General features: G+C 68.6%; 14 protein-coding genes. 9 read left to right on the top strand and 5 right to left on the bottom strand.

The genetic code is table 11. The annotated features are described in order from the left end of the window. Window position 1: 1 nt before the first annotated feature. The 3 genes from ACZ7L9_RS26910 to ACZ7L9_RS26900 are packed head-to-tail and all read right to left on the bottom strand — an operon-like array spanning window position 2 to window position 4,136. Window positions 2–1,702: a (2,3-dihydroxybenzoyl)adenylate synthase gene (locus tag ACZ7L9_RS26910; protein WP_471419006.1), complete on the bottom strand. Its 1,701-nt coding sequence runs from the start codon at window positions 1,700–1,702 to the stop codon at window positions 2–4. Continuing rightward, window positions 1,699–2,793, bottom strand: coding sequence for a ketoacyl-ACP synthase III family protein (locus tag ACZ7L9_RS26905; RefSeq protein WP_471419004.1), 1,095 nt, complete (start codon window positions 2,791–2,793; stop codon window positions 1,699–1,701). The genes ACZ7L9_RS26910 and ACZ7L9_RS26905 overlap by 4 nt, the downstream gene beginning before the upstream one ends. Continuing rightward, a complete protein-coding gene (locus ACZ7L9_RS26900; RefSeq protein WP_471419002.1) occupies window positions 2,790–4,136 on the bottom strand; it encodes a salicylate synthase in 1,347 nt (448 codons plus the stop codon). Before ACZ7L9_RS26900 ends, ACZ7L9_RS26905 begins: the two co-directional genes overlap by 4 nt. 206 nt (window positions 4,137–4,342) lie before the next feature. Between ACZ7L9_RS26900 and ACZ7L9_RS26895 the strand changes: the two genes are divergently transcribed. The 8 genes from ACZ7L9_RS26895 (at window position 4,343) to ACZ7L9_RS26860 (ending at window position 11,010) form a co-directional block, all read left to right on the top strand. Continuing rightward, window positions 4,343–4,759, top strand: a complete 417-nt coding sequence (locus ACZ7L9_RS26895) for a VOC family protein (protein WP_471419000.1) — start codon at window positions 4,343–4,345, stop codon at window positions 4,757–4,759. A gap of 165 nt (window positions 4,760–4,924) precedes the next feature. Continuing rightward, entirely contained in the window at window positions 4,925–5,287 is a 363-nt protein-coding gene (locus tag ACZ7L9_RS26890; RefSeq protein ID WP_471418998.1) for a hypothetical protein, read from the top strand. 585 nt (window positions 5,288–5,872) lie between these two features. Continuing rightward, window positions 5,873–7,192: an amidohydrolase family protein gene (locus ACZ7L9_RS26885; RefSeq protein ID WP_471418996.1), complete on the top strand. Its 1,320-nt coding sequence runs from the start codon at window positions 5,873–5,875 to the stop codon at window positions 7,190–7,192. A gap of 146 nt (window positions 7,193–7,338) precedes the next feature. Then, window positions 7,339–8,052 (top strand): GntR family transcriptional regulator, encoded by a 714-nt coding sequence (locus tag ACZ7L9_RS26880; RefSeq protein ID WP_471418994.1) that lies wholly within the window; start codon window positions 7,339–7,341, stop codon window positions 8,050–8,052. A 250-nt stretch (window positions 8,053–8,302) separates the two neighbouring features. Beyond that, window positions 8,303–8,914: a carbonic anhydrase gene (locus ACZ7L9_RS26875; RefSeq protein ID WP_471418992.1), complete on the top strand. Its 612-nt coding sequence runs from the start codon at window positions 8,303–8,305 to the stop codon at window positions 8,912–8,914. 65 nt (window positions 8,915–8,979) lie between these two features. Next, window positions 8,980–9,450: a cyanase gene (gene cynS, locus ACZ7L9_RS26870; RefSeq protein ID WP_471418990.1), complete on the top strand. Its 471-nt coding sequence runs from the start codon at window positions 8,980–8,982 to the stop codon at window positions 9,448–9,450. Between the two features lie 119 nt (window positions 9,451–9,569). Continuing rightward, window positions 9,570–10,067 carry a nucleoside deaminase gene (locus ACZ7L9_RS26865; protein WP_471418988.1) on the top strand — a complete coding sequence of 166 codons (498 nt, stop codon included), beginning with the start codon at window positions 9,570–9,572 and terminating at the stop codon, window positions 10,065–10,067. Window positions 10,068–10,563: 496 nt separating this feature from the next. Continuing rightward, a complete protein-coding gene (locus tag ACZ7L9_RS26860; RefSeq protein WP_471418986.1) occupies window positions 10,564–11,010 on the top strand; it encodes a Crp/Fnr family transcriptional regulator in 447 nt (148 codons plus the stop codon). A 113-nt stretch (window positions 11,011–11,123) separates the two neighbouring features. Here ACZ7L9_RS26860 and ACZ7L9_RS26855 read toward each other — a convergent pair whose 3' ends face one another. Both ACZ7L9_RS26855 and ACZ7L9_RS26850 read right to left on the bottom strand, forming a co-directional pair. Next, window positions 11,124–11,897, bottom strand: coding sequence for a VOC family protein (locus ACZ7L9_RS26855; protein ID WP_471418984.1), 774 nt, complete (start codon window positions 11,895–11,897; stop codon window positions 11,124–11,126). A gap of 61 nt (window positions 11,898–11,958) precedes the next feature. After that, complete coding sequence (locus tag ACZ7L9_RS26850; protein ID WP_471418982.1) at window positions 11,959–12,522, bottom strand: hemerythrin domain-containing protein; 564 nt, start codon at window positions 12,520–12,522, stop codon at window positions 11,959–11,961. Between the two features lie 425 nt (window positions 12,523–12,947). Between ACZ7L9_RS26850 and ACZ7L9_RS26845 the strand changes: the two genes are divergently transcribed. Beyond that, a partial coding sequence (locus ACZ7L9_RS26845) for an Hsp70 family protein (RefSeq protein WP_471418980.1) occupies window positions 12,948–14,054 on the top strand: 1,107 nt, incomplete at its 3' end.

Genomic DNA, 14,054 nt, shown 5'->3' with positions numbered 1-14,054 from the left:
TTCACCTCGTCGGTATCGGTGCGGCGGCAACGGAGGCCGGGGCGGGCCGGGCAGGCCCCCACTCACGGGGGCGCGCCGGGTCGGCGGCAGCCGCCGACAGGACCTTCTTGTCGATCTTTCCGAGCGGTGTGAGCGGCAGGTCCGCCACGTACTCGGCACGGTCCGGCAGCTTGAAATCAGCGAGCCCACGCTGCTGCAGGGCAGCCTTGAGCAGGGTCAGCGGCGGCGCTTCGCCGTTCTCTTCGCGGGCGACGAGGAAGGCGTAGATCCGTTCGCCGAGAAACTCGTCGGGCACGGGCACCACCGCGGCGGCGGCGATGCCGGGGACCGCGAGGAGATGGGCCTCCACCTCACCGGCCGCGATCTTGTCGCCGCCCCGGATGACCACGTCCTTGATCCGCCCCTCGACCACGAGGCGGCCCTCGGGGGTGATTCTGGCCAGGTCGCCGGTGCGGTAGAAGCCGTCCTCGGTGAAGGCCCGGGCGTTGTGTTCGGGGGCGCGGTAGTAGCCGCGCAGGGTGTACGGGCCGCGGGTCAGCAGTTCCCCGGTGGTGCCGGACGGGACCGGGGAGCCGGACGACGGATCGACGACCAGCACCTCGTCGGCGTCCGACACAGGACGTCCCTGGGTGTGCAGCACGGAGTGCGGATCGTCGTCCGGGCGGGACATGGTGAGCAGCCCCTCGGCCATGCCGAACACCTGCTGCAGACGGCAGCCGAGTTCGGGCGTGATTCGCGCGGCCAGCTCCGGTTCCAGCCGGGCACCGCCGATCTGCAGGACCTGAAGACTGGACAGATCCGCGTCCGACCATTGGCGTTCCTCCAGCCAGAGCCGGGCCACGGTGGGCACCACGGAGGTCAGCGTGACGCGTTCCTCCTCGATCAGCCGGAAGCAGTCGTCGGCGGTGGGGTCGGGGGCGAGCACGACGGTGCCGCCGGACGACAGTGTGCCGATCACCCCGGGGCAGCCCCAGGTGAAGTTGAACTCCACCGGGAGCGCGGCCAGATAGACCGAGCCGGGGCCGAGACCGGCGAGCTGTGCGACCGTGCGGGTCTGGTACGCGTAGTCGTCGTGGGTGCGCGGGATGAGTTTCGGCAGTGCGGTCGTGCCGCCCGACAGCAGGAAGAAGGCGACGTCGGACGGGTCGTTCGCGGGCAGCGGCAGCGGCTCGGCATCGACCCGCTCCAGCGGTACGACGCCCTCGGCGTCCGAGCTGTCGGTGTCGTCCATGACGAACACCCGCCGCAACCCGGGCAGTTCGGCGGCGATCTGCCGGGCGAGCGCGATGTGGTCGAAGCCGCGGAAGACCCCGGGCACCACGTATCCGGACGCTCCCGACAGTTCGCACAGGTGCCGCACCTCCTGGGCCCGGTGCGAGGTGAGCGAGAACACCGGCTTGGCACCTGCCCGGAACAGGGCGAAGGCCACCTCCACGAACTGCGCGGCATTGGGCAGCTGCAGCACGATCCGGTCCCCGGGCCGTACCCCCTCGCGAACGAGCCCGGCGGCCCTGCGGTCCACCCGGTCCGCCAGCTCGGTGTAGCTGATCCGCTCCGCGCCGGCGACGAGGGCCGTGGCGGAGCCGTACACATCCGCCCACGCGCGGGGCAGCGAGCCCAGGTCGGTGCCCCGCCACAGTCCGGTGCGGCGGTAGCGCGCGGCGGTCGCGGCCGGCCAGGGCGTACAGCCGTCGAGCATCATCGGTCGTCCTCCTTCGGTGTGCCGCCGTGCGGCTGGTCAGGTGTGTGGCCGTCGGAGCAGCCGGCCGTGATCTCCACGACCGCGCAGGCGACTTCCATGCCGGGACCGGCCGCGAGCAGCAGCACGCGGTCTCCCGGCACCACCTCGCCGCGCGTCCACAGGCGCTCCAGGCCGATGAAGGGATCGGCCGCACCCACATGCCCGATGTCGCGGGTGAACTCCCAGGTTCCGATGGACGGTTCGATGTCCAGCGGGGCCAGGTAGATGCTGTGCAGCGCTCCTTCGGCGTACCCGGTGTGGCAGATCCTGGCCACCTTGTCGAGGCTGGTACCGGCTTCTTCCAGGACGCGGTCGACCGTGTCGGCGACCACCTCACCGAAGTGCACGGTCGGCGCGGCCGTCCCCTGCTCCCATTGGCGCCGCAGGTGGGCACTGCGCTCCTCGAAGTTGAGCGAGCGACCGACCGTGATGCCGGGCGGGAAGAGCTGTTCACCGGCGCGGTGCAGTTCCTCCAGCGCCGGCGCGGAGGCGGAGCCGAGGGACAGCAACCGGGCGAATCCGTCCCGCCGCGAGACCACGGCGGCCGCGCCGCCGTCCGCCAGCAGGAACAGCTTCGAGGAGTTCCAGCGGTCCACCATCGGAGCGGAGAAGTTGTCGGCGGAGGTGATCAGTACGGCGTCCCTGGACGGGTCGGCGGCCAGCCGGTGGGCGGCGAGTTCCAGGGCGGCGAGCATGCCGAGGCAGCCGGGCCCGATCTGGGCGGCGGTGACCGGGCGGTCGAGGGTGTGCCGCAGCACGTAGTGCGGCGCGGACCAGCCGTCGGGACCCTGGTGGTACGTGGCGCAGTGCAGCAGCGCTCCGAAGTCGTCCGGTGTGAGCCCTGTGGCGGTGCTGCGGTAAAGCGCGGCACGGGCGGCGCGTACCGCCATCTCGGGGGCGGGCAGCTCGCCGGCGACCCGTACCGCCCGCATGCCCGACGCTTCCCGGTCGGCGCGCGTGTACCAACCCTGGGCCACCGCCTCCCCGGTGCTGACCGCGTTCGGCAACCAGCTGCCGATGCCCGCCAGTTGGATGTCCGCGGCGATCCTCATCGCTCCGCCCCGGGGTCCTCCGGCACCAGGAACCGGGCGACACTGTCGAGCTTCTCGCAGGTCTCCTCGAACTCCCGGTCGGGCGTGGAGTGTCCGACGATGCCGGCGCCGGCGCGCAGCCAGGTGCGTCCGCCCTGCCGGTAGGCGCTGCGCAGCACCAGAGCCGCGTCCATGGCGCCGGAATGATCCACGGTGAGCACCGCCCCGCTGTACAGGCCGCGGGCCTCGGGCTCGTACCGGCGGATCGAGTCGTAGGCCGCCTCCTTGGGCACACCGGAGGCGGTGACGGCGGGGAAGACGGCCCCGAATGCGTCCCAGGCGTGCCGGCCCGGGGCGAGCTTCCCGGCGACTCGGGAGGCGAGGTGCTGCACACTGCCCCGCTCGCGTACGGTCATGAACTCCGGGACTTCCACGGACCCCTCGACGCAGACGTCGATCAGCTCGTCCGCCCCGACCTTGACCGAGATGGCATGCTCGTACACCTCCTTCGGGGAGCCGAAGAGGTCGGCCCGCAGACTCTCGTTGACCAGGACGTCCTCGGTGAGGGCCCGGGTCCCGGCCAGCGGCTGGCTCACCACCCGCCCGTCCTCGGAGACCCGCACGACGATTTCCGGGCTGAAGCCGATCGCCTCGGTGCCACCGAGGTTGAGCATGAACGAGCGTGCCGGATTGTTGCCGCGTCGGCCCGCCACGTACGTCGCGGTCAGGTCTGTCCGGCCGGGCACCTCGACGACCCTGGAGAGGATCACCTTGTGCAGCTCACCGGCGTTGATGTCGTCGACCGCGTGCTGCACCGCCGCCCGGTAGCGAATGCCGTCCGTGGCGTACACGTCCAGCGGCTGCGGATCTCCAACGCCGGCCGGTGCGCCGGCCGTGACGGTCTCCATCAGCGCGTCCAGCGTGGCCTGGTCCACGGCGCGCAACAGGGCGTGTCCCTCGCCGAAGCGGACCTCGGCCCGCGGCACCACGAGGTGCATCAGGCGCTGGTCGCCGAGATGCTCACGGGCGCCGTCCTTGGCGTAGGACAGTTCGAAGGCTGCCCAGCCGTAGGCCCGCCAGTGCGGGACCTCCACCTGGGCGAGCAGCTCGGAAACCAGTTGCAGCGGCGGTCCGCTCCACGGCAACACGACCATGGGCAGCCCTTCCTGGGTGAGCCGGGCGCCGTCGCGGTCCAGGGTCAGCTCGGCGCGCACCCCGCCCGCGTAGGCCCAGCTTCCCCCGTTCTCGTAGACGACGTACGACGTGTGCAGTCCGGAGTCGGCGAGCCGGGCTGCGACCAGCAACGGGTCCTCGGACAGTGGCAGTTGAGTCTCGTAGTAGTGGCGCGAGGCGGTGGCGATCATGGGATGTCCCTCCCGTTGGACTGTTACCCTCTAAAGGATTACGGAGGTAACGACTCCCGGGCTACATCCCGCCGATCACCCCTGCTGATCGGAATGCCAAACACGAACACCCCAGCCGACGGGGTTAACTGCAGGTATGGATAGAAATATGGCAGTATCAGCGCCAATGTCGCGATGAGTCGGCGCCGTTCACCGAAGGAGCACAGATGCTGCGAGGCCTCACCACCGTCAGGTTCCACTCCACGGACCTGGCGGCCGCGAAGCAGTGGTACACCGAACTGCTCGGCATCGAGCCCTACTTCGTTCGCCCGGGGTACGCGGAGTTCCGGATCGGGGACTACCAGCACGAGTTGGGGCTGCTCGACAGCGAGTACGTCCAGGACCTCGGAGTAGCTGAGGGCGACTCGCCCACGGTCCCTTCCGGCACCGTCGTCTACTGGCACGTCGACGATGTGCGAGCCGCGCTGGACCGGCTACTGCTCCTGGGAGCCAAAACACACGAACCGGTCCGCGAGTTCGGCGAGGGATTCGTCGGCGCCTCGGTCATCGACCCCTTCGGCAACATCCTCGGCATCATGCAGAACCGCCACTATCTGGAGATCCTCGCCGCCCGGGGAGAATAGGCGGCCACGCGATCAATCCGTTCGCACATTTGAGCCGGAGCCCCGGAGCGCATAAGCAGCGGAACCGGTTTCGATCAGGAGGACTGATTCGAAGGACGCCTGGAGGACCGGGGCAGCGAGCTACTTTTCCTTCGCCCGAACGGAACGAACGAAGGAGAAGGACTGTTGTCCAGGACATGGATTTCCCGAGTCGTCACCACATGTGCGGCAATCGGCCTGGTAGTCGGCGTCGCCAACACCGCCCAGGCGGCGGACGCCGTCCTCAGCATCGACGGCGGATACATGAAGCACCACGACGCCGAACCGGACTCGTTCTCGGTCTGCGACAACAAGGTGGACGGCTACGGAGTCACGGGGAAGCTCTACGCATTCATCAACACCGACTGGTTCCTGTTGGCGTCGGAAGACGACGGCGGGGACGCAGGATGCGATTCGTTCACCTGGGACCTCAAGTCGGGAACTCAGTACATGTGGTCGATAGAGCGCCACGGCGGCGGCCCCTCGAAGATGGGTTACCTCAAGGAGTAGTCGTGCTGTGGGCTCCGGCTCTGCAGCACTGCCGCGAAGTTCGGTTGATCCGGTGAAGCCGCTGATCGCGGCGGGGTGACGGCGCCTGCGGGCCGTCACCCGACGGGACGAAGCTCCGGTTGTGGACGGAAGATCCATCAAGTCGCCGTCGACGACCGGAGCTTCGACGTGTTGTCAGTCCGTGATTCCGGCGACGGGTGGCGAGGACCGGGATCCGCCACCCGTCGCGGTCATCGCCCAACCCCACCATTGGTTTCGTCCGGCGGAAGCGTGGAGTCGTTCGACAGGGGCGTCAAGGCTTTCGTCAGAGATGAAAAAACCTTGTTCGCGCGGACCTGCGGCATCACCGTCGCCCCCCCTCGGCAGCACCCCCCGACGCGTGCTCCCCGGAACGACTCACCCCCGGCCCGCGAAGCCGACCGGATCCTCCACTTCCGGCTTTTGTATACCAATGAGTACAATGAAATGGTTCAAACGAGACAACTTCGACCATACCGTGCTCGACCAAATGAAGGATCTTGCCTCGATTCTCGACTTCGTATACAAACGAGATCCTGGTTGTGCGTCGAGTGCCGAGGAGCCTTTATGTGTGTCGAATCCGCCCCGCCGCCGCCCGGCCGAGTCACTCGCCGCGGCGTCCTCGCCGGGGCGGCCGCCCTGGCCGGCACCGGTGTCGCCGTGTCCGCGGGAGCACAGTCCGCCCGGGCCGATTCCCGGAGTCTGCCGCGCGACGCGGTGGTCTTCCGTGATGTGCGGCCCTTGGGCGCGACAAATCCGGTGGATCTCACCGTCGTCGACGGCCGCATCACACGCGACCGGGCTCCCAGGGGTGCCAAGGTGATCGACGGCGGCGGCCGCATCGCCCTGCCGGCTCTGATCGACGCGCACATCCACCCCGACAAGACGACCTGGGGCGGCTCATGGGTCTCACGCCAACCGGCTGACACCATCGCCGACTTCGCCGCCCAGGACGCGGAGTTGTTCCGCAGTCAGAGTCGGCCGGTGGCCGAGCGGGCGTACGGGCTCATGGCGCACGCCGTGACCCGCGGGACACGGGCCATGCGTGCCCACGCCGACATCGCCCCGGCCTATGGCCTGGCCTGCCTGGAGGGGGTCCGGCAGGCGAGCGAACGGCTCCGGCATGCACTCGACGTGCAGGTCGTGGCCTTTCCGCAGCACGGCGTCGTTCGCGCTCCCGGCACGGCGGAGCTGCTCAAGGAGGCGGCCCGCAGCGGGCTCGTGGACATGATCGGCGGGATCGATCCGATCAGCTTCGACCGGGCCATGGACGAGCAGCTGGACCTCGTCTTCGACCTCGCGGATCGATACGGAGTCGGCCTGGACATCCACCTCCACGACAGGGGCGAGACCGGCCTGACGGTGCTGCGCGCCATCATCGAGCGCACCCGGGCCCTCTCCCTGCAGGGCAAGGTCACCGTCAGCCACGTCTTCTGCCTTCCCGGCCTCTCCGACACCGAACTGGCCAGGATGGCCGAGGACCTCGGCGACCTGGACATCTCCCTGACCACCGTGGCACCCAACGAATCGCTCGTCCTGCCGATCGCGAAGCTGCGGGAGCACGGCGTGCGGGTCGGGCTCGGTTCGGACGGGGTACGCGACTCCTGGAGCCCCTTCGGCGACGCGGACATGCTCCACCGGGCGCACCTGCTCGGCTGGATCACGGACGTGCGCCTCGACAAGGAACTGGCAGCCTGTTACGACGTCGGCGCGCACGGTGGCGCCGACGTCATGCGGCTGCCCCGCGCCGACCTCTCCCCGGGCTCCCCCGCCGACTTCGTCCTGCTGCGCGCCGAGTGCCTGCCGCAGGTCGTGGTGGACATGCCCGCACGTGACATGGTGGTGCATGGCGGCCGAGTGGTGGCCCGCGACGGCAAACTGATCTGACGGCCCCTTCCCGCCTTCCTGTGCCCCGGCCGCGCCCCGTCACCTCACCACACACATAAGGTGACGGCATGCCCCGTGGCCCGCGAGACCTCACTGACTCCCGAGCTCCGGGACAGGTCGGCGAGGACACAGGAAGGGCAGCACACATGACGGCAGGCACCAGTCGGAAGGGAGACGGAGAACAGCCGTCGGCCCCGGCATCGCGTACGCCACTGAGCGAGCTCGCGCGCGAGGCCATCAGAGAACGCATCATCGACGGCAGCTACGCCCAGGGAACCCGCGTGGTGGAACGCGAAATCGCCCAGGAACTCCAGATGTCGCGGGTACCGGTGCGAGAGGCACTGCGGGCGCTGGTGGAAGAGGGTTTGCTGGACCTGCTGCCGCACAGCGGCGTGCGGGTACGCCGACTGGAGCGCTCCGACGTGGAACACCTGTACGACGTGTGGGAACCGCTGGCCATCCAGGCATCACGCCTTGCGGCCCGCCGAGTGGCCCTCGCCGCCCCCGAGGAGTCCTCCGTCGTCCTCGGGGGCCTGCGGGCCGTACTGGACCGGGCGGAGGCCGCAGCCGCCGCAGGCGAACGAACACAGGAGAACAACGCCGGCACCGCCTTCCACGACCGGATCGTGGCCCTGGCGGACAACCCGTTGCTGGCCCAGCTGATGCAGCGGCTGAACGGACAACTGCGCCTGCTGTTCGGCCTGAACACGGAACCCGCCCCCATGCGTGCACAGCACAGCGAAATGTACGAACGCATCGCCGCGGGAGACGCCGACGCCGCAGCGGCGATCACCCTCCTGCACGTCCGCAGGAGCCGGGAACTCGCGCTGCAGGCAGTGACGGCCCCAACCTCCTCCTGAGCAGCCTGCGTTCGCGGCCGTGGGCCCTCAGTCGGCCCGGTCGAGCAGGTGGGCAGCTCCGGTCCCGAGTTGCGTGAACGCACGGGCCGCAGCTTCGGTGCACAACGTCAACGCTCTCGGCCCGCAGGACAGCGTATAGATGTCATCAATGGCAGCCATGGATATCAAGTCTTGGACTCTATAGGCACGGGTCATGCATGGTGAATGACGTCAGCCCGTTGGGGGCGGACAGCCACGATGGGAGTGACGAATGAACAACTTCTCGGACGGCATCGCGCAATTCCGCCGTGACGTCTTTCCCGCCAAGGAAAAGCTCTTCGCTCACCTGGCCACGCATCACCGTCCCGAGACGCTGTTCATCGGTTGCTCCGATGCCCGGGTGACTCCCGAGCTCATCACGCAGAGCGAACCCGGCGAGCTGTTCGTCGTCCGGACCGCAGGCAATCTGGTTCCCGCCTACGTACCCGGTGCGGACGGCATCGCGGCGAGCATCGAGTACGCCGTTGCCGTACTCGGCGTTACGGACATCGTGGTCTGTGGCCATTCGGCCTGCGGCGCGATGACCGCCCTGGCCGAGGACCAGGACCTGAGCGCGGCACCGATGATCGCGGACTGGCTGCGGCACGCGGATGCCGCCCGGGCCCGGGCGGCCGCGGCTCCCGCCGCATCGGCCGAGACCCGGGTGACCACTCTCGTACGCGCGAATGTGGTCGCTCAGCTGAAGAACCTGAGCACCCACCCCTCGGTGGCCCGTGCTCTCGCCGATCAGCGGCTCTCCCTGCACGGCTGGTTCTTCGACATCGCCTCCGGGGCCATCGAGACACTCGACGACGCCGTCGCACCCGGCGTCTCCGCGGCCTGACCCTGCCGCTTCTCCCCCTCACCTGCAGAGCCTCTCTCGGCCTGCGCACAAGAAAGGAAACCCTCGTGATTCACGCCCAGTTCTCCCCCGCCGCCCGTGCGGCCGTGACCGCTGCCGCCGTCCAGGCCAAGATGCACAAGGACCTGACGTGGCAGGAGATCGCCGACGCCGCAGGGCTGTCGGTCGCCTTCGTCACCGCCGCGGTTCTCGGCCAGCACGCGCTGCCGGAGGACTCCGCCAAGGCTGTCGGGCAGCTGCTGGAACTGGACGAGGACGCGGTGCTGCTGCTGCAGACCATCCCGACTCGCGGCTCCATCGAGGGCGGCATCCCGACCGACCCGACGATCTACCGCTTCTACGAGATGCTCCAGGTCTACGGCACCACCCTCAAGGCCCTGGTCCACGAGCAGTTCGGTGACGGCATCATCAGCGCCATCAACTTCAAGCTCGACGTCAAGAAGGTCGCCGACCCCGAGGGCGGCGAGCGCGCCGTCATCACCCTCGACGGCAAGTACCTGCCCACCAAGCCCTTCTGACGATACGTCACCGCGCTTCAGCGGCCCACAACACGGCGGGCCGGAACGGAATTCCCGGCCCGCCGCCGTTGTCCCTGACGCAACACACCAGCAGAACACCCCATTCCGGAGGACTTCCCATGGACTTCGTGCAGCGCACCATCGATCTCGCCCGCAAGAATGTCGAAGAGGGCGGACGCCCCTTCGCCACCGTCATCGCCAAGGACGGAATGATCCTCGCCGAGAGTGCCAACAAGGTCGCGCAGACCACCGACCCCACCGCCCACGCCGAGATCCTCGCCATCCGCGAGGCCTGCACCAAGCTCGGCACCGAGCACCTGGTCGGCACCACCATCTATGTACTCGCCCATCCGTGCCCCATGTGCTTGGGCTCGCTGTACTACTGCTCCCCCGACGAGGTCGTCTTCCTCACCACCCGCGACGCATACAAGCCGCACTACGTGGACGACCGCAAGTACTTCGAACTCGACAGCTTCTACGGCGAGTTCGCCAAGGACTACGGGCAGCGCCGGCTGCCTATGCGCTACGACCCGCAGGACTCCGCCGTCGACGTCTACCGGCTGTGGCAGAAGCACAACGGCGGCAACCGGCGAATCGAAGGAGCGCCGACCGTCTGAGTGTCCGGGGTACCGGCTCCCCTTCCGCCGGGGCGGCCACCGCTCCTCACCGGCGCGAGCCGCGACACGGTGCCGTTGTACGGGCAAGGCGGCTGCGGGTCGCGCACATCGCCCGCGGGCCCGCCGCGTGAGCGTGCCGGACCGGCCGTCCGCGGCCCGGCCCACGGTCGGTCCGACACCCGCCACGCACCGTGATGGAGCCATCCGACGCAAGCGCGGCAGCGGTACGGGACGGCGACGATTCCCGTAATCCGTGCGCCGTCGGCCGTTCGCCGACCACGGCCTCGCGGGCGGCTGGTCGCGTACTTCTGCCGTGGGTGGGGAACAACTCCTCTACGAGAGGTCGGCAGAACCTCGTGACCGCGCGAGCCGACACGCTCGGGACATGTCCATCGCACGCCGCGTCCCACCGGCTCATGCGATGCCATGCCGGGCACGCCGTACGGCAGCAGGAGGTTCCGCCCTCCGCAGAGCCGCCCCTCGGAGGAGTTCTCCGATGACCACCACATTCAAAGTCACGTCCCTGTCGCCCGTACACCGCGACCATCTCCTGAGCCTTGCCGACAACGTCTATTTCCCTGCCGGACACCGGCTCTTCGAGGAACACACGGCTGCCGACCACTTCTGGATCATGAAGACGGGCAGCGTGACCCTCGATTCACAGCTTCCGCACCGGCGCCGGGCGGAAATCGAGTCACTGGGGCCGGGCGAGCTGATCGGGCTGTCCTGGCTCTTCCCGCCCTTCGAGTGGGAGCTCGGAGCCGAGACGGTGAGCCCCGTCCGCGCGTACCAATTCGACGCGTCCCAGATCCGCGCACTCTGCCGGTCGGACCCCGAGTTCGGATTCGCGATCAGCCAATGGGTCGGTCTGGTACTCACCCAACGGCTGCACGCAACACGCGGCCGACTGCTCGACCTCTACGAATCCGCCGCGCGGGCCTGAGTGTCTCGATCCTGAAGGGCTCGGTCCACTCTGCCGGTGGTCGCGTCGGGGCACCGCGGGAGTACGCCGGACGGCCGTCCGGGATCGGGACCGGGAGTCGGTTTCCCGCCCCGTCAGTCGTCGGACACGGTGAAGAGGCTGCCGTCCGGGTCGCGGATGACGAAGGCGTCCTTCGCGGAACCGGCGAGTGAGGGAACCGGTGAGGAATCGCCCCCGGCGTCGATGGCGGCCGCGGCGGCCTTTTTGCTGTCCTGGACGTGGAAGTCGACGATCCACCGGGGCCTGATCTTCGGGTCCGGGGCGGTTTCGATGCCTCCGCCGCGCAGGGTGGCGACGGTGTGTCCCGCGAGCTGGACGAGGACATGGTCCTCTGCGTAGTCGACCGTGCAGCCGCAGGGCGGTTGGGCCCAGTCGAAGACCTCGGCATAGAAGATGGCGGCCTCGAACGCGTGGCGGGTCTGCAGGTCGAGCCGGGCGGGGGCGCTGCCCCGGCCCACCGACCAGGCCAGGGCGGGGCCCTCCCAGAAACCGAAGATGGCCCCATCACGGTCGGCGGCGAAAGCGGCGCGCCCCGCGCCGAGCTTCAGCGGACCGATCGCGAGCGTGGCGCCGCGTTCCCGGACCCGGGCGGCGGTCTCGTCGGCGTCGCGGACGGCGAAGTACGGGGTCCAGACGGCGGGAGGGCCGCCGGGTGAACAGGCTCCGATTCCGGCGACGGGTTCGCCGTGCGCCATGGCGACCGAGAAGTTGCTCCCGAGGGTACTGGCACGGAATTCCCAGTCCATGACCTCGGTGTAGAAGGACTGCGCCGCGTGCAGATCGCGTGCCATCAGGTGCACCCAGCAGGGCGCCCCGGCGACCGGCATGATCCGTTCGAGGGCCGGCATTCGATGCTCCTTCCGGTGGACCAGTCGTCCGGGTGATGGGTGGCGAGGCGTGGCCGGGTCTTCAGGCTTTGGTGGTGCGGCCGCTCAGCAGGTCGCGTACGCGGTCCACCAGCCCTGCGCCGGGTGCGAGCAGTTTGTTGGCGGGCGGGGTGTCGGGGAGCAGGGGGTGCGGGCGTGTGGGGGCCGTCTCCTTGGACCGGCGCACCAGCTCTCCCAGCTCGTCCAGCTTCTCGGGGGAACAGGACGCCGCGAGCTTCGGGAACAGATCGTGCTCCTCTTCGTCGATGTGGGAGGCGACCTCGGACTTCAGCTTCGCGACGGTGTCGTCGAACTGCGGATCATTGGCATGCATGCCTTCGAGATCCTTGAGCAGCTGCTCGACCTGGGCGTGTTCGGCGAGTTCCTCTGCCGCCAGCCCCTTCCCGTCGCGAACGTTTTTACGAACAGTCGGAATCAGGTGCATCTCCTCGGCCACCGAGTGCCGCACCAGCTCCGCCGTCAGCCGGTTCGCCAGCACACGCCGCTGCGGATGATCGACGGGCTGTGCCTCGATCCGGGCGAAGATCTCCTCCAACTCACGGTGATCGGCCGTGAGCTCAGCGATCACGTTGCCGCCGTGAACCATGACGGTCCCATCTCAGGTCGGGTTCGTCGCGCCCCGGCGCGGGGTGCGGGTGCTTCAGTCCTTCCCGTAACCGACCGTGCACCTTCGCCACTCGGCCGACGAGGGCCTGTCGAGGACGATCGGCAGGTCGGGCTCATGCCGTCAGCGTGTACCCGGCGGAACATCACCGCACTCCGGAGCCGCTGCGTCCACGCCCGATCCCGCATTGCCCGCCCGCACGCCGGAGCCACCGGCTCGACACCCTGTCGACGTCAACCGAACAGGAGGAGCTCGTCCAAGAAAGCCGCCCGCCGCCTCGCCCGCGCCGAGAACATCGTCACCTCCTCGATCTGCCCATGCGCTTCAGCTCCATCCGGTTGTAAAATGTCGTCCAAAGGATGACAAATGCGATGTCATGCGGACGATGACGCGCAAAGGAGGCAACGATGGCGCGGCCAGTGGGCATTGACCTGGGAACGACCAACTCCGTGGTGTCCGCGCTCGAGGCAGGCGAGCCGACGGTCATCGCGAACACCGAGGGCGCGCGGACCACTCCGTCGGTGGTCGCCTTCGCGAAGAACGGCGAGGTGCTGGTCGGCGAGGTCGCCAAGCGGCAGGCGGTGACGAACGTCGAGCGCACGGCGCGGTCGGTCAAGCGGCATATGGGGGACGCTCATTGGCGTTTCCCCGAGTCCGGCGACATCGACGGCAAGCGGTACACCGCGCAGGAAATCTCCGCTCGGGTGCTGCAGAAGTTGAAGCGGGATGCCGAGGCGCATCTCGGGGAGGACGTCACCGACGCGGTGATCACCGTCCCGGCGTACTTCAACGACGCTCAGCGCACCGCGACCAAGGAGGCGGGACAGATCGCGGGCCTGAAGGTGCTACGGATCATCAACGAGCCGACGTCCGCGGCGCTGGCCTACGGCCTGGACAAGGAGAACGATCAGACGATCCTTGTGTTCGACCTCGGTGGCGGCACGTTCGACGTATCGCTGCTGGAGATCGGCGAAGGCCTGGTGGAGGTGAAGGCGACCAACGGTGACACCCACCTCGGTGGTGACGACTGGGACCAGCAGGTCGTCGACCACCTGGTGAAGCAGTTCAAGAACGGCTACGGCGTGGACCTGTCCAAGGACAAGATGGCGCTCCAGCGTCTGCGCGAGACCGCGGAGAAGGCGAAGATCGAGCTGTCGTCCGCGACCGAGACCACGATCAACCTGCCCTACATCTCGGCGTCGGCCGAGGGCCCACTGCATCTGGACGAGAAGCTGACGCGTGCACAGTTCGAGCAGCTCACGGCGCCTCTGCTGGAGCGCTGCAAGGGTCCGTTCCACAATGCGATCAAGGATGCCGGGATCAAGGTGTCGGACATCGATCACGTGATTCTGGTGGGCGGTTCGACGCGGATGCCGGCGGTGACCGAGCTGGTGAGGGGGCTGACCGGCAAGGACCCGCACAAGGGTGTGAACCCGGACGAGGTCGTCGCCATCGGTGCCTCGCTCCAGGCCGGTGTCCTCAAGGGCGAGGTCAAGGACGTCCTGCTGCTCGAC

Source organism: Streptomyces sp. NPDC111516 (genome assembly GCF_055635345.1).
The sequence above is the reverse complement of the archived record's forward strand: the minus strand, read 5'-3'. Positions and strand labels throughout refer to the sequence as shown.